The organism is Marinobacterium sp. BA1, assembly GCF_041155135.1.
Lineage (GTDB): Bacteria > Pseudomonadota > Gammaproteobacteria > Pseudomonadales > Balneatricaceae > Marinobacterium > Marinobacterium iners.
Map to the genome: position 1 here is coordinate 2,335,880 of NZ_BAAFHC010000001.1, position 17,935 is coordinate 2,353,814.

Below are 17,935 nucleotides of genomic sequence, written 5' to 3' on the forward strand. Positions count from 1 at the left end.
TGCAGGCGACTCAGTTTTTAGCGAACGGCTTCTGCAGCAACAGCATCACCGGTAAAGAAGGTTTCCGGCTTAGTCTCAACAATGCGGAAGTTTTCTTCGTTCAGGGCCTGGATCACGCTCATGGTGTTGGCCTGCAGGTTGAACACGGTGGCGGTTTTCATCATCAAGGTTGGTATCTTGGGCACGACAAAAGGCGTTACCATGGATGTCCGCCACAGCTTGTCTTCAGCGTCGTAACCATCAACCAACAGGACCAGCCAGCTGTCTTCGTCAACATAGTAGGTTCGTTTGGGCACGGCATGACGCTTGCCATCAGCCACATTGGCTTCAACAACCCAGACACGGTGCTTTTCCCAACGCACGTGATCCGGATTCAGGTGGTATGTGCTCAGAGCATCATCAAGTGAAGCGCCGACAAAGTTGTTGGTGTTGTAGGGTACCAACAGCTCCTGTTTGCCTTTCAACGTCCAGTTGAAGCGATCAACAGAACCGAAGAAGCCCTGTACCTCATCGAAGTAGTTGGCACCTGAGGCCACGAAGTCCGGGGTATCGTAAGAGACTGTCGGAGCACGACGCACACGTCGCTGCCCCAGCAGATACTGCCATGCCTGACGCGGCTGATCACGATCAATGCTGTCTCGTACCACCAGAGACTCACCAGCCTTGAAAGGCGGTTCCAGCGTATTGAAACGGAACATTGAGTACTCGCCTGACCAGTCTTCCGGCGTTGCATCCTTGTAGTACTGCGGATACTGGAAGGAGATGTCATTACGGGTCGCCAGGGTATGACTGCCATCAGCATTACCCACAATGTTCTTGAACGTGTACTCAATAGACGGCGCTTCCACACGCATCAGAAAGTTCCACATCACTTCCACACCTTCCTGTGGAATTGGGAACGGGATGCCGCCTGCACAACCCTCAACGGAGTAACCACCCTCAATCAGCTGGCATCGAGTCGCATTCGCCAGGGTGTTGTCATACACCGATTTTGGCGCCGCCATGGTACGGTGAGTTGGATAGACATCAAGCCGGAAACTGTCAGGGTATTTCTGCAGCATGGCCTGTACGCCATCGCTAAGCAGCGCCTGATATTGAGACATGTTTTGTGCCGTCACCTGGTACAACGGCTTTTCATCGGCAAAAATGGACTTGGGGATGTCGCCAATATAGTCACCGGGCAGCATCTCGGTCATGCCGCCCGTCCAGGCGGGAATACTGCCATCGGCATTACCGGCTTTCTCACCGCCAAGTGGTGTCAGGTCGGCACTCAAGCGAGCCGCTTCCTCGGCAGAAACGGCCGCCTGTGTCTGCGGCACTGCAATCAACAGGGCCGCAACACCGGCCAGAATGGATGAAGTGGGTTTCATTATTGTTCTCCTAACCACGAGTTCGTAACAGATCAAAACGTGCGCTGAATCGACAGTGAGATGAAGTCACGGTCACCGTGGAAGTTGTCGTAGGACAGCTCCGGTACCGCCGTACCGTACTTCACGATCGAACCGGCACTGCCAATGTAATGGGTGTAATTGAGTGCAGCCTGCCAGGTACGCTGGTAATCGGCTGTCAGGCCCAGACTGATATTGCCGCCACCCTCCGACGGGAACAGCACGCCGTTAACGGAAGAGCGCCCGGACAGGCCATATCCCACACCGATCGGCGTTTTCAGATCCAGGCCCGGCAGTACCTGAAAGTATTCGGGAGTGAATACAAACTGCAGTGCACTGGCACTGCGGGTGGCGGACGGATCAAGCTGATCGGCGTTCTCGCTGATACTCAGACGGCGGTTATAGGCGAATTCGCCGATGAAAGTCGCGCCATCCCAGAGGGCACTTTCGGGCAATACACTGATCATGGAGAGGTTCAAGTGCATGGTGCGACCAACCGGGTATGCCGCGTTGTTGTCACCATCCGACAGCGCGTGGGTGATCACGGCATTGCCACTGGCCACCAGCGGCTGGTTGTCACGGAACGACAATTCCCCTGCCACATTGGTCTCGCCAACAAGTGTACTGAAGCTGGCACCTACAGTTCGGATATCTTCACCGAACACCTGCATATAATCGCCCACACTGCCAGGCTGCACGTTTACACCTGGGCGTGCATAGAACTGCGGCATTTTGTCGTGGTACTGAGCTGCATACAGGCCATATTCGGCGTTGTCGGTCTTGAAACGTACCTGCATACCGAACTGACCGCTGTCACTGGGCTCAATGTCTTCACCGCGATATACGACCGCTCCCGGCCCCAGTATCAGGCTTTCACCGCCTTCATCGACGAAGTCGGCAAAGCTGAAGTAGCTGCCTGCGCCTGGGATACGCGTCTTGCGCCATTCCAACTGGTAGTAGGCACCGATCGTGAGATCAGAACTCAACTGCATCTGGCCGGACAGCTGACCCACCGGGCGCAGAATTTCCTGGAACTGGGAGTTGGGTACCGACAGTGCCTTTACCAGATCCAGAGAGGTCTGGGCCGCCGCAATACCGTTCGAGCCAAAAAAGAGGCTTTCGCCGTAAAGCTGGGTAAAGCGTCCCAGTTTCAGGTTCAGGCTTTTGTCAGCCACGTTGAAATTGCCGTAAGCAAAGGCGTCAAGAATCTCGGCATCACCACCATGCAGATCCTTGGTGGCATCGGTGAACTGGGTGTAATCCACTGAACGGGAGTTGACCAGTGCACCACCGAGGGCTCCCGGATTGTCGGTGTCACGATGATAGACATCGTCATACCAGGCCGCACCCGTGAGGCGCAAACCGTATTTGCGTTTATAGGACAGGTTGAACTGCGACAGGATATCCAGACGGTTTGAGATCAGCCCCTTATCGAAGTTAAGGTCACCATCGTTGGTGTTGGCCTGTGGTCCAATGGAGTTGTCGGCCACATCGGGGTCGGCATCCTTGAGACGATACCCCAGGCTGTACTTGATCGTATTATCCCAGGTCATGCGGATGTCGGGGTTGGAGCTGTCGATCTGGAAGGCTTGAACGCCCGTTGCACAGGCGAGAGTGATCAACCCCACCACTACAGGCAAGGTGCGCCGAGTGCCAATAGTGGCTGGCATCGAAGGATTAAATTGCATGCTCATCATGCGATCTCCTTTGTATTGTTTTTTTATTCTTGTCTCGCTCTTGCCCTGGCAATCACGGATATTTTGTACGTTATAGAACTGATCAATTACCTTCCAATACAATTGACTAACCATCTTCATACCCATAAGGTATGAAGAAACGTATAAAAAACCGCTCTGATGAGACATACCCATGGACCTCAGAAAGCTGAAATATTTTGTAACCGTGGCCGAAGAAGGACACATCAGCCGGGCGGCGACCGTCCTTAACATTTCCCAGCCACCGTTAACGCGTCAGATCCAGCAACTTGAAGAGGAGCTGGGCGTTCAGCTGTTCACCCGCACGGCCAAGGGGATGGAGATCACACATGCCGGCTCCTTGTTTCTGCAGGAAGCACGCAACATTTTTGCGCTGATTGAGCAGGCAACCGAGCGTACCCAACGCGCAGGACAGGGCCGCCTCGGCCGTCTGGACATTGCCATCTTTGGCTCGGGCATTATCGAGACGATCCCTCGCATCCTGCTGACATTTCGAAACACCTACCCTGACGTCAAGATTGTGCTGCACACAATGGACAAGCACTCACAGATCGAAGCGCTGCGCCAGCAACGCATCACGATCGGTTTCAACCGCATGGTCGAACCTCAGAGCGACATCAGGACAGAGCTGGTGATCACCGAAAAGTTAGTGCTGGCCGTAAGTGATTCATCGCCTCTGGCCGCCCTGCCCGTGATCGATTTCCGCGAGATTGCCAATCACCCGTTGATTCTGTTCCCCGCACAGAGCCGCCCCAACTTCATTGATAAGGTATTGAAGATGTGTGAGGTATCGGGCTTTGCCCCGCAGATTTCCCAGGAAGTGGATGATGTATTGACGGGGGTCGCACTGGTTGCCAGTGGCTTCGGTGTCTGCCTTGTATCGGAAGCGGCACGCACGCTTACCTTGCCAGGCGTCACCTATATTCCCCTGACCAATACACCTCCCGGGGCGAGCGCTGACCTCAGCTGCATTTATCGGGAGGGAGACCAGTCTCCCATTCTGCAGGCATTTCTGGGTACGGTTCGGGAGTATTCCAGACAACAGGCCCTTGAGACTGAACACTAAAAAGAAGCCATCCCTGGCTGAAGGGGGAGAGTAAACGAAGCAGTCCTGCTCGGTTCTTTATTCTGGTTTAAATCTGCCTTTCATCTTGCCTATGACACGGATGATGAGGTCACTTTCGGGATAAATCCTGCACGCCAACACGCGATCATGTTCCAGATCATCCTCATCGATGTGGCTGCGGCTCATCCTTTTGCTGCGGTAATGACCGTGAAGCACTTCGACCTTGCAAACCCCACAGCCACCGCCCCGACAGCCTGAGGGGATGCCACGACGTCCCAGTCGAACCATCCCCTCCAGTACGTTTTGCGTACTGCTGCAGACAAAGGTTTCATCACTGTCGACGATTTCAACACTGAATTTGACCTGGGCATCCATCATCAGGCATCACTTGCCAACAGTCCGCGCTCCTTCGCCATGGTCATCGCAGTGTCCTGAATCATGTCCTCCTGACCACCGATCATTTTCTTGCGGCCCAGCTCAACCAGAATATCGCGTGCCGGGATGCCGAAACGCGCTCCGGCCCGCTTGGCGTGCAGCAGGAAGGTGGAGTAGACACCGGCATAGCCCAATGTCAGAGACTCTCGATCCACTCGCACGATATGCTCCATCATCGGTACGATAATCTCTTCGCCCACATCCATCAGCTTGAACAGGTCGATACCGGTTTCAATGCCCATGCGCTCGCATACTGCGGCGAACACCTCCAGCGGCGTGTTCCCGGCCCCCGCACCCAGCCCGGCCACCGAACCGTCAATGCGGGTTGCACCGGCTTCGATCGCCGCGATAGAGTTGGAGATCCCCATGCCCAGGTTATGATGGCCGTGGAAGCCGATTTCGGTTTCCGGATTGAGCACATCACGCAACGCACTGACACGTTCGGACACATCCTGCGGCAACATATACCCTGCAGAGTCGGTGATGTAGACGGTATTGGCACCGTAGGACTCCATCCGCTTGCCCTGCTCGGCCAGTCCCCTGGCATCGTTCAGATGCGACATCATCAGAAAGCCCGAGGTATCCATACCCAACTCGCGCGCACAGGCGATATGCTGCGGCGAGGTATCCGCCTCGGTGCAGTGAGTCGCCACATGGACGCTGCGCGCCCCACAGTCATAGGCTGAACGCAACTCTTTCATGGTCCCCAATCCCGGAATCAGCAGCACCGACACCTTGGCCTGTTTCATGTGCGATGCCACCGCCGTGATGTATTCCTCGTTACTCGCCAGCGCGAAACCGTGCTGCAGTGAATTGCCGCCCAGACCGGCACCATGGGTGACCTGGATATAGGGCACACCGGCATCATCCAGTGCCGTGGCAACCTTGATCATCTGCTCAACGCTGATCTGCTCACGCAGTGCATGCATGCCATCTCGCAGACACATGTCGTGCAGAATGACCTTGCGACCTTTCAGTGTGCTCATCAGGCCACCTCCACCGGTTTGAGTTCGATTTTTCCAGACAGGATTTCTTCGGCAAACATTTCAGCCGTACGCGTGGCGGCGGCGGTCATGATGTCCAGATTGCCGGCGTATTTGGGCAGGTAGTCACCCAGACCTTCCACTTCCATGAATACGGCGACCTTGTTGCCGTCAAAGCTCGGACCGTTGACCAGCTTGTAGCCGGGTACATACTTCTGCACTTCCCCGATCATCGTCAGGATGGAATCGCGGATACGCGCCTGATCCGGCTCGCCTTCGGTGAGACAGTAGATGGTATTACGCATAATCATCGGCGGCTCGGCCGGATTGATGATCGCCAGCGCCTTGCCCTTCTTCGCCCCCCCCACCACTTCGATGGCGTTGGACGTGGTGTAGGTAAATTCATCCAGATTGGCGCGAGTGCCTGGCCCAATGGAGCGTGACGACAGACTGGCAATGATCTCGGCATACTCAACCGGCTGAACGCGTGAAACCGCACTCACGATGGGAATCGTTGCCTGGCCGGCACAGGAGATCATGTTCACGTTCATCTCCTGCTTGTCGGCATGCTCGGCCAGATTGACCGGCGGCACACAGAGCGGGCCGATCGCCGCCGGTGTCAGGTCGATCATCATCACACCCAGCGCGTTCAGCTTGCGGCTGTTCTCGGCATGTACGTAGGCACTGGTGGCATCGAACGCGATCTGGATACCGTCTTCAATTACATGCGGCAAGAGCCCATCCACGCCATCTGCCGTGACTTTCAGCCCCATCTCCCGCGCACGTGCCAGACCTTCTGATTCGGAGTCGATTCCGACCATCCAGACTGGCTCCAGCACCGGGCTGCGCTGGATTTTGTAGATCAGGTCAGTACCGATATTGCCGGACCCGATCAGGGCACATTTGATCTTTTTCACTTCGCTGCCTCCTGCTGAGCCGCCTCAGCTGCAGCCTGATCGCTGGCACGACCGGCCCGACCCGCTACATAAAACTCATCCTTCCCATGTTCAGTGATCAGGATACGTACGGTATCCGGCTTCACTCCCAGGCTTTCCGCGGCAGCGGCTGTAATGGCGCTGGCCGCACGGGCCTTGTCTTCACTGCTGCGTCCCACCAGCAGATGCATTTCGATAATTGGCATGAATCAGTCCTGTTGTTATTGTTCGAATCGAATGGAGATGGAGCCCAGTTCCTGGAATCGGGCATTAATGTGATCGCCCGGCTGTACCGCTACAGCGGCGGTGATACCACCGCTCATGACAAAACTGCCGGCTGGCAGTGTTTCACCCAGGTCATGCAGAATATTGACCAGCATCGCGACCGCTTCGGCAGGGTGCCCCAGCACTTCAGCAGCGGCCCCCATCTCGACGATTTCACCGTTTTTCTCCAGCACGACGCCCAACGTTCGCAGATCCAGTTCATCCGGATAGCGCGCACGGCCACCACTGACAAAGCGCGCGGAAGAGCCGTTATCAGCCACGACACTTTCCAGATCGAACTTGAAACCCGAAAAACGGGAGTCAATGATCTCGATGGCCGGCAGCACATAATCGGTCGCGGCCAGCACCTGCTCGGCGGTACAGCCAGGGCCACTCAAATCCGCCTTCGTGACGAAAGCAACCTCGCATTCCACCCGCGGGTGCACTAGATCGGATACCGTGATCGAGGAGCTTTCCGGCCGCGCCATTCTGTCGGTCAGAAAGCCAATGGACGGTACCTCCACACCCATCTGTTGCATTTTGGCCCTGGAGGTCAGGCCCGCTTTCCAGCCGATCAGGGCGTGTCCCTGCTCGATAAATCGACGGCGCAGTTCGGTTTGAATCGCATAGCCGTCAGCCATGGTCATATTGGGATATTCGTCGGTCAGTTTCGGGATCGCGTAGGCTCGGGTCTGAGCCCCCTCAACACGCTCACACAGACGTACGATATCTTCACGAGACAGGGTAACCATCAGACTGCACTCCTTCCGCTGAACTTGACGCGGCAGCTGCCCAGACCACCGACCGTGCACACCAGCTCGTCACCATCGACGACCGGCACCAACTGTGACTGTGAACCGGACAGAATCACCTCGCCGGCCTTGAATGGGATACCCAGCTCACCGAGGGTATTGGCCAACCAGACCACAGCATTGACCGGAGAGCCCTGCACCGCAGCGCCCACGCCGGTGGAAAACAGCTCGCCGTTTTTCTCCAGCACCATGCCGGCCAGCGTCAGATCCAGCTTGCGTGGATCCCCCCTGGTTTCGCCCAGCACATAGACGCCACAGGAAGCGTTATCCGCCACTGTGTCCTGAATCTTGATTTTCCAGTCATCGATGCGGGAATCGACGATCTCGAAGCAGGGCACTACGTAATCGGTGGCCCTGATCACATCCATCGCCGTGATGCCCGGACCTTTCAAATCCTCCTTTAACACAAAAGCCAGCTCAGCCTCGGCCTTGGGCTGGATCAGCCCGTTCAGGTCCAGAGTGGCACCATCGGTGAACACCATACCGGACGTCAACTGACCGAAATCGGGCTGATAGACCCCGAGAAACTGCTGCACCGGCTTGCTGGTGGCACCGATTTTCTTGCCGACAATGCGCTCACCGGCTTCAAGGCGACGGGCGATAAAGCGCTCCTGAATGCGGTAGGCATCCTCAAGCGTGATGTCAGGCACCTGATCGGTCAGCGGCGCAATCGTGCGACGTTCGACGAAGGCGCTGTACAGCGCATCACCGAGCTCTTGAATTCTGTTAGTCTCCATTTCTCACCTCAGAGCTTGATGCAGACATTGCGAGTTTCGGTGTAGAACTCCAGCGAGTGCACGCCCCCCTCACGGCCGATACCGGACTGTTTGGAGCCGCCAAAAGCGGTGCGCAAATCGCGCAGGAACCAGCTGTTGATCCAGGTGATACCCACATCAACGCGCTCGGCCATGCGATGCGCCCGGGTCAGATCCTGGGTCCAGATGGTGGTCGAAAGGCCGTAGTCGGTGTTGTTGGCCAGGGCCACCACCTCCTCTTCAGTGTCGAAGGGACGAATATGGCAGCAGGGGCCAAATATTTCCTCGGTCACCACGGCGGCATCATCGGCCAGACCGGTCCAGATGGTCGGCTCGATCCAGTTGCCCGCGGCCAGCTCTGCGGGCATCTCGGGAATACCGCCACCGGTGACGACGGTCGCCCCCTCTTCAACCGCCTTGCGGTAGTAGGACAGTACCTTTTCACGGTGCTCACTGCTGATCAGCGGGCCATAGTTGGACGCCTTGTCCAGTGGGTGACCAAAACGAACACTTTCAGCCCTGGTTTTGAGAGCATTCACGAAGCGCTCGAACAGCGGTCGTTCAACGTAGACGCGCTCCGTGCCCAGGCAAACCTGGCCACTGTTAAGGAATGCGGAGCGGAAGATACCGTCAACCGCCGCGTCAAAATCACAGTCCGCGAACACGATGCCGGCGTTTTTGCCACCCATCTCGAAGGACACATCACGAGTGCCTTCGGCGGCGGCCTTCATGATTGCGGTACCGGTACGGGTTTCGCCGGTGAAGGTGATCGCATCCACCTGCGGATGCTGGGTCAGGAATTCACCCGCCGAGTTGGGGCCAAAGCCGTTGACCACGTTATAGACGCCCTGCGGAATGCCAACGCTGTTCATTACTTCGCCCAACAGCGCGGCCGTCAGCGGCGTCTCTTCCGAGGGCTTGACCACCACGGTGTTGCCGCAGGCCAGCGCCGGCCCGACTTTCCAGGTCATCAGCAGGAAGGGCGCGTTCCAGGGCGAGATCACGCCGATCACACCCTTGGGTACACGCATGGCGTAGTTCAGTGCGCCTCGGCCATCGGGTGTGGAGGTCCTGAAGGACTCACTGGCAACGTTCTTGACCACATCGGCAAACACCTTGAAATTGGCGGCGCCGCGAGGAATAAACGCATGGGTCATGACATGGTGCGGCTGTCCGGTATCAGCCATTTCGGCCTCGACAAACTCGTCGAAGCGGCGGGTAATTTCGTCCGCCACGCCGTACAGCAGATCCACGCGCTGTTCAGGTGAGATCCGACCCCACTCACCCTGCAGGGCGTTGCGGGCCGACATCACGGCACGATCCACATCAGAGCGTCCCGCTTCGGCGATGGACGCGATAATCTCGTTGTTGACCGGTGAACGTTTCTCGAAGCGCTTGTCGTGCTCAGCGACCTCGAACTGCCCGTTTATGAAATTATTGATCAGGCGCATCTCGGTTTGACCTGTGGTTTGATTGGTTTGGAAATCCACGCTCGAATACCCACACTCAATCCGGTAATGAAATTCGAGAACTCCCCACAGACTAATCAACCACACCCATACCATCTAATACTATTTATGGTAATTCTTGATACTTATTAGGTATTAATTGAGCGCTATCCCAATACAAAAAAGCGGAACCTCCATCAGGATGGTTCCGCAAAAAAGCTGCCCAAGGCCCTCTCAGAGTGCATCGGCCCGACAGCTATGGCGAACAGATTTTCAGGCCTGCATAAAACTCAAATTCGCTTGAACAGAGCCGAGCGCGTTTGCTCCTGAGCCCCATCCGCTGCGGTTACAAAACGCTCCATGTGGATATCACGCTCAAACAGACGCCCCTGCATCAACGTGGTAATGGCCGCGTCGATCATTGGTGGTGGTCCGCACAGATAGGCCTTGTGTCCGCTAAAGCGATTGTCGAAATACTTCGCCGCCGCTTCGTGAACAAAGCCCTTGAAACCATCCCAGCAGTCCTCATCCTGAGGCTCGTTCAGAGCGGGAATGTAGTGGAAGTTTTCATGCTCGCGGTCCAGCGTCTCGAACAGTTCACGGTTATACAGTTCAGCGACATTGCGCGCGCCCTGAAAGAGGTAGATCTGACGCGTATCGCCCTCTTCCAGCATGTCCAGAATCATTGCCTGTGGACTGGACAGGCCTGAACCACCGGCGATGAAAATCGCGTCCTGATCATCGGACTTGCGCACGAAGAACTGACCGTAGGGCCCGGACACATCGAGCGTATCCCCCACCTGCAGGACCTCATGCAACCAGGTGGTACCGGCACCACCGGATACAAGCCGCACATGCAACTCCAGCCCGCGTCTGTCCGATGGCTTGTTGGCAATGGAAAAGGCACGTGTGCCTTCGACACCGGGAATACGCAGGTTGACGTACTGCCCGGCCTGGAATGCCAGGTCATCGTCCAGCTCAAATGTGATCCCCTTGATGGTCGGGGACAGGTCAACGATGTCAGTCACGGTGCCAACAAAGTCATGCACCGGGCAACCCTCGAAGTCCGGATCAACATCGATATCAGCCTCTATCACCATATCCGACTCGGGTATGGCGCAGCAGGCCAATACCTTGCCCTCCTCACGTTCCATGTCCATCAGGGCAAAGGGAGATGCATTGCCAAGATCGGCGTCGCCCTCCAGCACTTGCACTTTGCAGGTGGCGCAAGTGCCGTGACCGCAGGCAAAAGGCAGCCACACACCCTGACGCAAGGCTGCGTCCAGAATGGTCTGTCCCTCCTCTACCTCAATTACATCACCGGTTGGCTCTACCGTGACTTCATAACTCATGACTGCACTCCCCCCTCAGCCTAGATGGATGCACCGCTGATTCCGTTCAGCCCTGGCGTACTGAAGCGCACGCTGGCCTTGTGGCCAATCCCCTGCTCGTCCAGGGCCTTATCCAGCTCTGGCTGAAATGACTGATGACTGAGCGTCCAGTTGGCCTGTTCCCAGTCGATCTGACTCCACTCGGGGTGTTGACCATAGGCCTCGGCCATCAACTGATCCCTCAGCTCACGAAAGGTCATGCCCTTGGGCACCAGAAAGGCGAACGGACATGAAAAAAGAAGGTGGCGCTCCCAACAGACATACACCACATGATTGCCGTGAAAATTCTCTGCACGGTCTCTGACTTCACCCCGATATTCGGGTGTATAAGCATGTACTGGCATTGTTTTTATCCTCGGTTTCACAACCTGCCACGCGGCTTCGGCGGCAGGTTGCGGGTACACATGTTGTCGATGAAGGGTTAAGCCACACCTTTCCACTCTTTCCAGCGCACTTCGTCAGGCGAGCCCTTGATGTCCAGGTTGTCGCTGCCCAGATTGATGCCGCAGAACTCCAGAATTCCCGGCAGATCAGGACCACCGCAATTGCCCTGATAGATCTGATGGACCGGCAGCCAGGACTGCACGTACTTTTCTGGCTCCTCTTCGAAGATCTCCTTACAGCCGTCAGAGCAGAAGTGATAATGCTCACCCTGGTAGTGGGTCTCGCGATGGGCAATCAGCGTCGGATCATCCATCTCGGTAAACAGCAGCGGCAACTGACAGGTTGAACACAGCTGCAACAGTGTGCCGTTGTAGAAACGCTTGCCCTCGGCCTCGAGCTGCTTGGCATACTCCCAGCGTGGGCGGTAGTACTTGTCGAAGGTGTTAGGATATTTCTCGCTCAGCCAGTCCAGCTCTTCGTCAGTCGGAATCCAGGTGTGGAAACCGGCCGCCTGGCCATAGGTGTAAAAGGTCCACCAGGTCTGATGGGACACGTGCTCTTTTTCCTTCTCAACCTGATCGGCAAATTTCGGAATCCTGATACCATAACGCACCAGATCCTTGAACAGGGCGCCACCGGCTTCCTCGAAGTAGACCTCCCAGGCTTCCTGCCAGCTCATCACCTTGTTCGGCAGCATGTAATCCATCATCATCGCCACCACGCTGAGCAGGCGGGTGCCGCGCCAGAACCACTTGTCGATCCATTTCTGTACGATCGGCACGTTGTCTTCATGTTGTTCCAGCAGGAACTTGATCACCTCAAGACCCAGCGTCATGTGACGTGCTTCATCGGACTGAGCCGAGAAACCGAAAGTCACGGTCGCCATGTCACCGTTATAGGCAGCACCGGACATGAACGGTACGAACAGCAGGTTGGTCAACACGTATTCAAAGCTGAAACCGATTGCGACCAGAAACTCGAACGGACCGGCACTGCGGGCATCATGGAAGAATGAGGTCGGCACCGACAGGTACCAGAGGCGATCCTGCATGTGCGACCAGTTCTGGAAGCCATCGAAGTACTTGTTGTACTGACTCATGGCGTGAACCTGAGTCTGCACATGGCGCAGTTCGTCCAGCGACTGCATCTGACAGGCGACACGGGCACCCACGCCGCCATACTGGCGACCGATATGGGCAAAGCCCTGATGCGCCTGGTATTCCTGTGGCGAAATCGCGGTCAGGAAGATCTTGATGGCGTTAACGTAACGCGGATCGGTCACGTTCAGCTGGCCATTGTTCTGGGCAAACGCATCCAGAATGGCGTAAAGCTTCTTCTCTTTCTCGGACTGGTATTTCCAGTAGGCGTCCATGGTCAGGCGGAAGGGATCTTCCCACTTGTCCCAGTCGGTGATCTTGATGCCTTCGAACTCTTCAAACGGAAACGCCTCCTTGCGATCCTGGTAGGAGAATTCCCAGTCCAGATCACGGGTCAACAGGCCGTACTTGTCTTTCAGGTTCAGTTTTTTAGCTGCCATTGTGTTCACCTTTTTATTATGCGTTCCAGGACAGACTCAGCTGGTCATCGTCTTCATCGACATTGCCGCCCAGAGTAATCAGGTTCAAATGCAACTCCTGAACTTCCCAGTCACGGCCCATTTTTTCCTCGACCGTGCTTTTCCTGACCACCAGATGCCCTTCATTTTCGATGCGGATCATGGCCGGGTTATGGATCACGGTAACGTCCGGATTGTCTTCTTCTATTGCCTCGACGATGTAGCGGGACTCGTCGTTATCCTGCAGTGCGATATACACCTTTGACATGGGTCTGCTCCTTACTGGATGCCGGCTTTCGCCACACGTTTATCGAGAACGGTCAACGCGGATGCCAGTGCATCCGCACCCAGCATCTCCTCGGCGACCGGTGCCAGGGCTTCAGCAGCCTTGCCACGCCAGGTTCCAATCCATTTGGCCATAAGAGCCTTGTTATGCTCGGATTCGGCGGCAGCGGTTTTGATCACCGCATCCATCCAGCGTCCGGTATCCTTGTTCCACTGCTGCATGAATTCCGTCAGCATGGCGATATCACGCCCACCGTTTTGAGTTAGTTTTTGATCAAACTGGCTATAGAACAGCTCATGCATCAAGGTATCGATCACCAGATCCTGAGCCAGAAAGAGCTCGAACCAGTCTTTCACCACCAGGGTTTCTTCACACAGCGCGCGTGTACCCTGCCAGATGGGATCGTTCATCCACAGGCTTTTGGCCTCCTTAAGCACCTCACCGCTGTTACCGTCCAGCAGCAGACCGATACGCGACAGGTACTGAGCGATACCCAAACGATCCATGCCGTCATACAGCAGCGCCTGCGTAATCGCTGTGCCATAGCCATAGGCGGTTCCGTACATGTTGTTCAGGTTGGCGGTATGCTCAATATGGCGCAGGGGTATCAAGTACCGAATCACCTCCGAACGCACCGCGTCCCCGAGCTGCTCCGCCAAGCCTCTCTTCTCGAAAAAGGCAAAGTTGCTCTCGGCAATCTCCTGCATCTTGGCGCGCTGCTGCACATAGGTGCCGTAATAGAACTGACGCGGGTCTTTCAGGGCGTACCAGTCCTGCATCACCAGCGCTGTGCGCCGCGGGTCATTCAGCTCGCGTTCCGGGTCCCAATAGGGACGGTAATGGAAGTTGGTTTCGGCCTGGACGTCGTACGTCGCTTCCTGATAGCGCGTGGCCGGCTTGTCGCCAAAGCGGCGCTCAATATGCGCAAATGTGTGGCGCACCGGCTCCAGCGTTGATGTTTTAATCTCTATACTCATACTCAATTTCTCCAGCTGCTGTTGTTGTTATGCTGCTGTGTCTTCGGACCCGCTATTCGGCACCATGGTCATGGTTACGGGCCATCAAGGTGTCATCTCCGTAGCGCCACTTTTCCATTTCGGCATCTACCGCACGCATTTGCTCTTCACTCATGTGCACTACGTCATTGACGGCACAGAAATGCTCGAAAGCCTTTTGGGGCATCACCAGCTCAACGAACAGGGAAGGGTCGCCAATGGCAAAGTCAAACTCGACAAAGCGCGACTCGGGACCGCTTCTCACTCTGATGAATTTGGTCAGACGCCCCAAGCCATCACGCCCGTGATCTTTCTTGACCAGATGCATATTCATAACCCCTTGTTTTTAAAAACCACCCCCATACATCAGGCGCAAGGAGGCCCCGGAGACAGACCTCAGGTCTGTCTCCCGCACAGGAATGGCGATTCTTGGTCGGCTTAGCTGACGACCGTCAGGAACGTCTCATGCAGCTTGCGTTGAGGGTAATCCAGCCCCTGCGCGAAGTTGTCGAACGTCCAGGTCAGGGGTTCATAGTCAGGATAGGGTTGATAACCGCCCATGAAGGTCTCAAAGCGGTTGCCGGAAGGGTCCCAGGCGTAGATGGTGCAGCCACGGGTAATGCCATGACGGGTCGGGCCGATATCAACCGCCACTTCATTCATCGACATGATGTCACCGGCGCGCAGCACCTTTTCCCAGCTTTCCATCAGGAATGAACAGTGATGCAGCTTGCCGGGCTCCGGGTATTCAGCAAAGGCAATATCATGCACTTTATGGGAACAGGACAACCAGATGGCGGCTTCACTTTCGCCATCCTCGCCGATGACACGCTCGACCAGAAAGAAGCCCAGCACGTCGGTAAAGATCTTTTTGACTTCAGCAATATTGGGGCCGTACAGCAGAGCATGATCCAGTCTTAAAGGAGCAATACCCTTTTCAGACTCGTCATACCAGGGGGCAGGGTTGACCATCGACATGCCGTTGCCACAGGCGGTTTTGGTGGCATACAGCTCCATTTCATGACCTGACGGCAACGTAAAGCGGACACGCTCGCCGGTCTCCAGCAGATCACCGGCGGGCATGCGGCGGGTTTCGATCCCATAGGCCTGCAGATCCGCTTCCAGTTGATCCAATGTCGCTTCATCCAATACCTTGAAGCCGAAGAAGTCGATGCCTGCCTGATCTGCTTCACGGATTATATAACTGCTGTGATCACGTTCATCCCAGCACTTGAAGTACACTCGGCCATGCTCATCGCGACCGGTTTCAACCAGCCCCATGACATCACGATAGAACTTGATACCCTCTTCAAGATCCAGTACTCGAACCTGTGCGTGTCCGGGACGCAATACACCTGTCATCGCCATATTCTGTAACTCCTGCTTTGTTTTTATAAGTGTCTAATACGTCGAAAAATGGCTGCTTCGACTTAGCTTGCCTTGTTACAAAGCATATTTGATGCCAAAACCCGTAACATCATGTTTATAAACAAAAAAACAAAATTTACACTAGCCCATAACCGAAATATAGATTACAAAAATGTCAAGCAATCCATCCAGAGTTACAAAATTGTGAGTATAAGAAGGCGACTAGCTAGGGAGCTAAAACAAGTCAGCCCCAACGCTCTGGACTATCATTTTCACTACATCAGGGCCAGAAACTCTGCACTTTTTACCTTTCTAACTGCTTGCACGCTCCTAATCATGCCTTACCCAACTGAAAGCTCATGATAGGTATCGATGCCCGCACCGGCATCACACAATTTCAACACAAATGCCGCAAGCGAACATGATCTCAATCAGGCTGACCAGCTACTACACGGTGACGAAGAGCTGATGAGAGCCACCGGGGCACCAAAAAGCGGGATGAGCCGAAAGATGTCAGTACGGAATGCAGCATTGCTGAACTACCAGGAAAGCTAAAGGCCCTGATAAACATCCTAGGGAGGAATATTCATTAAAAAAAGCTGCCTCCCCTTACCATCAGGTTAAAGGGGTATACGGCTATAAATGCTGAACTTGGCTGTTTCGCAGATGTGTATGCCCGGTGGCTACCTACTGGCCGCGACACTTTCGTCGTCGGGTGAGTATCAACAACCTGTTTGATAAGCAGTACCTCAGCCATGCCAGCGTCGAAGACCTTACAGCCAATCCGGGATACTCAATCATTTCGGGCTATCCAGAGGCCGGCCGTGACATAAGACTATCTGCAAAGGTCCGCTTCTGAATGACATAATTGCAGATGATAACCATTAGCATTATCATGCAGTAGTAATGCTAATGGTCTTCGGAGGTGCCTGTCATGTGCCAAAGCTGCAACGGTATCAACTCAGCAAAGCATCAGCGCTTGTCAAAACGCTATAAACTCTGGCAACTCCCCACCTACACCCACTGCCCAGTTATCGGCACCTGCTTAACTTTGGATGAACTGGTCAAGATAGTCCGGCAGACAGGATTGCTTGTCGAGCAGGGCAGTGACTACTATCTTCACAGCAGCCTGGTTCAATTGGCAGACCAGAACGTGCCACCCTCACGCCGAATCCAGAAGATTCTCGACTCAAAATACAGCCGCTGGATCAAATCCTATGGCGCACTGACAACTGACTCAGAACGAAAAAAGTTCTGGCATGATGCTGTCAAGGCAGGACAAGTACCGGGAGCCTTCTGGGCCGTTATCAGCCACACTCACTCCCCTGCCAGCCTAGTTGATCTGGCCCTTGGCGATGTACATATGCTCTCACACCTTCAAGGGGCGCTGAACAGGGCTGACTTGCAGTACATGGCCAAACTTGAGCAGGAGGTTTGCACTCTGCGTGACAAGCTTGAACGCCAGCAGATACAACACCAAAAATCACAGCAGCAAAGCAACCGTCTGGTGACGGCTCAAGAAAAAGCATTACAAAGCTTGCGACAACAAATTCGACCTGATGAAAATGGCCCTTCGAATGTGCAGAAAGAACTGGAATCTGTGCGCAAGAAATACCACTTGATCGCTCGCCAGAAAGATTGGGCTCTGAAGCAACTGCAGCAACGCCTGACGAACATAAAACGCTTGGAAGAACGACAGGAGGCGCTTGTTGATCAACTATTGGAGACTACGCAAGAGCGCGATGCCCTCGAGTCTACAGTTGAAAACCTGTTACAGCCCGGCCGCAGTGAGGACGAGCATAACCGAACCGCCCGCCTGTTCGACCTGAACGGCCGCAAGCTGGCCTATGTGGGTGGGCGCACAGCCCTGTTTCCGAGGCTTAAATCATTTGTAGAAGCCCACAATGGGCAATTTTATTGTCATGACGGCGGCATTGAAAACAGCCATCCGGAACTCAGCCAATGCCTGTCAAAAGCAGACATGGTGTTCTGCCCCATTGACTGCGTCAGCCATAACGCCTGCCTGCAGGTCAAAAAGTATTGCAAACGCAATTCAAAGCGGTTTATTCCGCTTCGCAGCGCAAGCCTTGCGACCTTTACATATCAACTGAAGCAGAATTGTGAAGCCATTGTAGATTGATACCCCCAAGATTCA

Annotated in this window: 19 protein-coding genes; 3 read left to right on the plus strand and 16 right to left on the minus strand. The window is 55.0% G+C overall.

The genetic code is table 11. The features are described from left to right. Positions 1–17: 17 nt before the first annotated feature. Entirely contained in the window at positions 18–1,370 is a 1,353-nt protein-coding gene (locus tag ACAM29_RS11330; RefSeq protein WP_369624166.1) for a DUF1329 domain-containing protein, read from the minus strand. A 32-nt stretch (positions 1,371–1,402) separates the two neighbouring features. After that, the gene (locus ACAM29_RS11335) at positions 1,403–3,085 is read right to left on the minus strand and encodes a DUF1302 domain-containing protein (protein WP_369624167.1); all 1,683 of its coding nucleotides are present in this window, start codon (positions 3,083–3,085) and stop codon (positions 1,403–1,405) included. Between the two features lie 172 nt (positions 3,086–3,257). On the opposite strand from ACAM29_RS11335, the gene ACAM29_RS11340 reads away from it, so the two are divergent. Continuing rightward, the gene (locus tag ACAM29_RS11340) at positions 3,258–4,169 is read left to right on the plus strand and encodes a LysR substrate-binding domain-containing protein (RefSeq protein ID WP_369624168.1); all 912 of its coding nucleotides are present in this window, start codon (positions 3,258–3,260) and stop codon (positions 4,167–4,169) included. A 57-nt stretch (positions 4,170–4,226) separates the two neighbouring features. Here the strand turns inward: ACAM29_RS11340 and ACAM29_RS11345 are convergent, their stop codons facing one another. The 14 genes from ACAM29_RS11345 to ACAM29_RS11410 all read right to left on the minus strand — a co-directional run bounded on the left by ACAM29_RS11345 (position 4,227) and on the right by ACAM29_RS11410 (position 15,774). Continuing rightward, entirely contained in the window at positions 4,227–4,547 is a 321-nt protein-coding gene (locus ACAM29_RS11345; RefSeq protein WP_369624169.1) for a 2Fe-2S iron-sulfur cluster binding domain-containing protein, read from the minus strand. Next, positions 4,547–5,590, minus strand: a complete 1,044-nt coding sequence (dmpG, locus tag ACAM29_RS11350; protein WP_369624170.1) for a 4-hydroxy-2-oxovalerate aldolase — start codon at positions 5,588–5,590, stop codon at positions 4,547–4,549. The genes ACAM29_RS11345 and dmpG overlap by 1 nt, the downstream gene beginning before the upstream one ends. Next, positions 5,590–6,504: an acetaldehyde dehydrogenase (acetylating) gene (locus ACAM29_RS11355; protein WP_369624171.1), complete on the minus strand. Its 915-nt coding sequence runs from the start codon at positions 6,502–6,504 to the stop codon at positions 5,590–5,592. The genes dmpG and ACAM29_RS11355 overlap by 1 nt, the downstream gene beginning before the upstream one ends. Continuing rightward, the gene (locus tag ACAM29_RS11360) at positions 6,501–6,728 is read right to left on the minus strand and encodes a tautomerase family protein (protein ID WP_354411538.1); all 228 of its coding nucleotides are present in this window, start codon (positions 6,726–6,728) and stop codon (positions 6,501–6,503) included. The genes ACAM29_RS11355 and ACAM29_RS11360 overlap by 4 nt, the downstream gene beginning before the upstream one ends. 15 nt (positions 6,729–6,743) lie before the next feature. After that, positions 6,744–7,538: a 2-oxo-3-hexenedioate decarboxylase gene (gene dmpH / locus ACAM29_RS11365; protein WP_369624172.1), complete on the minus strand. Its 795-nt coding sequence runs from the start codon at positions 7,536–7,538 to the stop codon at positions 6,744–6,746. After that, entirely contained in the window at positions 7,538–8,335 is a 798-nt protein-coding gene (gene dmpE / locus ACAM29_RS11370; protein WP_369624173.1) for a 2-oxopent-4-enoate hydratase, read from the minus strand. Before dmpE ends, dmpH begins: the two co-directional genes overlap by 1 nt. A gap of 8 nt (positions 8,336–8,343) precedes the next feature. After that, positions 8,344–9,804, minus strand: a complete 1,461-nt coding sequence (locus tag ACAM29_RS11375) for a 2-hydroxymuconic semialdehyde dehydrogenase (RefSeq protein WP_369624174.1) — start codon at positions 9,802–9,804, stop codon at positions 8,344–8,346. A gap of 287 nt (positions 9,805–10,091) precedes the next feature. After that, positions 10,092–11,153, minus strand: coding sequence for an NADH:ubiquinone reductase (Na(+)-transporting) subunit F (locus tag ACAM29_RS11380; protein ID WP_369624175.1), 1,062 nt, complete (start codon positions 11,151–11,153; stop codon positions 10,092–10,094). 20 nt (positions 11,154–11,173) lie between these two features. Then, complete coding sequence (locus ACAM29_RS11385; RefSeq protein WP_369624176.1) at positions 11,174–11,536, minus strand: phenol hydroxylase subunit P4; 363 nt, start codon at positions 11,534–11,536, stop codon at positions 11,174–11,176. A 77-nt stretch (positions 11,537–11,613) separates the two neighbouring features. Beyond that, positions 11,614–13,113, minus strand: coding sequence for an aromatic/alkene/methane monooxygenase hydroxylase/oxygenase subunit alpha (locus ACAM29_RS11390; RefSeq protein WP_091821873.1), 1,500 nt, complete (start codon positions 13,111–13,113; stop codon positions 11,614–11,616). Positions 13,114–13,129: 16 nt separating this feature from the next. Further along, complete coding sequence (locus ACAM29_RS11395) at positions 13,130–13,399, minus strand: MmoB/DmpM family protein (protein WP_369624177.1); 270 nt, start codon at positions 13,397–13,399, stop codon at positions 13,130–13,132. 11 nt (positions 13,400–13,410) lie between these two features. After that, positions 13,411–14,394 (minus strand): aromatic/alkene monooxygenase hydroxylase subunit beta, encoded by a 984-nt coding sequence (locus ACAM29_RS11400; RefSeq protein ID WP_369624178.1) that lies wholly within the window; start codon positions 14,392–14,394, stop codon positions 13,411–13,413. Between the two features lie 52 nt (positions 14,395–14,446). After that, complete coding sequence (locus tag ACAM29_RS11405; RefSeq protein WP_369624179.1) at positions 14,447–14,746, minus strand: phenol hydroxylase subunit; 300 nt, start codon at positions 14,744–14,746, stop codon at positions 14,447–14,449. 104 nt (positions 14,747–14,850) lie between these two features. Then, complete coding sequence (locus ACAM29_RS11410) at positions 14,851–15,774, minus strand: catechol 2,3-dioxygenase (RefSeq protein ID WP_369625144.1); 924 nt, start codon at positions 15,772–15,774, stop codon at positions 14,851–14,853. Positions 15,775–16,459: 685 nt separating this feature from the next. On the opposite strand from ACAM29_RS11410, the gene ACAM29_RS11415 reads away from it, so the two are divergent. Further along, positions 16,460–16,639 (plus strand): hypothetical protein, encoded by a 180-nt coding sequence (locus tag ACAM29_RS11415; RefSeq protein ID WP_369624180.1) that lies wholly within the window; start codon positions 16,460–16,462, stop codon positions 16,637–16,639. A gap of 75 nt (positions 16,640–16,714) precedes the next feature. After that, positions 16,715–17,920 (plus strand): DUF2325 domain-containing protein, encoded by a 1,206-nt coding sequence (locus ACAM29_RS11420; protein WP_369624181.1) that lies wholly within the window; start codon positions 16,715–16,717, stop codon positions 17,918–17,920. Positions 17,921–17,935 lie beyond the last annotated feature (15 nt).

Excerpts from the sequence above, each read along its gene's own strand:
- ACAM29_RS11330 (WP_369624166.1), bottom strand. The coding sequence starts at position 1,370 with ATGAAACCCACTTCATCCATTCTGGCCGGTGTTGCGGCCCTGTTGATT.
- ACAM29_RS11335 (WP_369624167.1), bottom strand. The coding sequence starts at position 3,085 with ATGATGAGCATGCAATTTAATCCTTCGATGCCAGCCACTATTGGCACT.
- ACAM29_RS11340 (WP_369624168.1), top strand. The coding sequence starts at position 3,258 with ATGGACCTCAGAAAGCTGAAATATTTTGTAACCGTGGCCGAAGAAGGA.
- ACAM29_RS11345 (WP_369624169.1), bottom strand. The coding sequence starts at position 4,547 with ATGATGGATGCCCAGGTCAAATTCAGTGTTGAAATCGTCGACAGTGAT.
- dmpG (WP_369624170.1), bottom strand. The coding sequence starts at position 5,590 with ATGAGCACACTGAAAGGTCGCAAGGTCATTCTGCACGACATGTGTCTG.
- ACAM29_RS11360 (WP_354411538.1), bottom strand. The coding sequence starts at position 6,728 with ATGCCAATTATCGAAATGCATCTGCTGGTGGGACGCAGCAGTGAAGAC.
- dmpH (WP_369624172.1), bottom strand. The coding sequence starts at position 7,538 with ATGGTTACCCTGTCTCGTGAAGATATCGTACGTCTGTGTGAGCGTGTT.
- dmpE (WP_369624173.1), bottom strand. The coding sequence starts at position 8,335 with ATGGAGACTAACAGAATTCAAGAGCTCGGTGATGCGCTGTACAGCGCC.
- ACAM29_RS11375 (WP_369624174.1), bottom strand. The coding sequence starts at position 9,804 with ATGCGCCTGATCAATAATTTCATAAACGGGCAGTTCGAGGTCGCTGAG.
- ACAM29_RS11380 (WP_369624175.1), bottom strand. The coding sequence starts at position 11,153 with ATGAGTTATGAAGTCACGGTAGAGCCAACCGGTGATGTAATTGAGGTA.
- ACAM29_RS11385 (WP_369624176.1), bottom strand. The coding sequence starts at position 11,536 with ATGCCAGTACATGCTTATACACCCGAATATCGGGGTGAAGTCAGAGAC.
- ACAM29_RS11390 (WP_091821873.1), bottom strand. The coding sequence starts at position 13,113 with ATGGCAGCTAAAAAACTGAACCTGAAAGACAAGTACGGCCTGTTGACC.
- ACAM29_RS11395 (WP_369624177.1), bottom strand. The coding sequence starts at position 13,399 with ATGTCAAAGGTGTATATCGCACTGCAGGATAACGACGAGTCCCGCTAC.
- ACAM29_RS11400 (WP_369624178.1), bottom strand. The coding sequence starts at position 14,394 with ATGAGTATAGAGATTAAAACATCAACGCTGGAGCCGGTGCGCCACACA.
- ACAM29_RS11405 (WP_369624179.1), bottom strand. The coding sequence starts at position 14,746 with ATGAATATGCATCTGGTCAAGAAAGATCACGGGCGTGATGGCTTGGGG.
- ACAM29_RS11410 (WP_369625144.1), bottom strand. The coding sequence starts at position 15,774 with ATGACAGGTGTATTGCGTCCCGGACACGCACAGGTTCGAGTACTGGAT.
- ACAM29_RS11420 (WP_369624181.1), top strand. The coding sequence starts at position 16,715 with ATGTGCCAAAGCTGCAACGGTATCAACTCAGCAAAGCATCAGCGCTTG.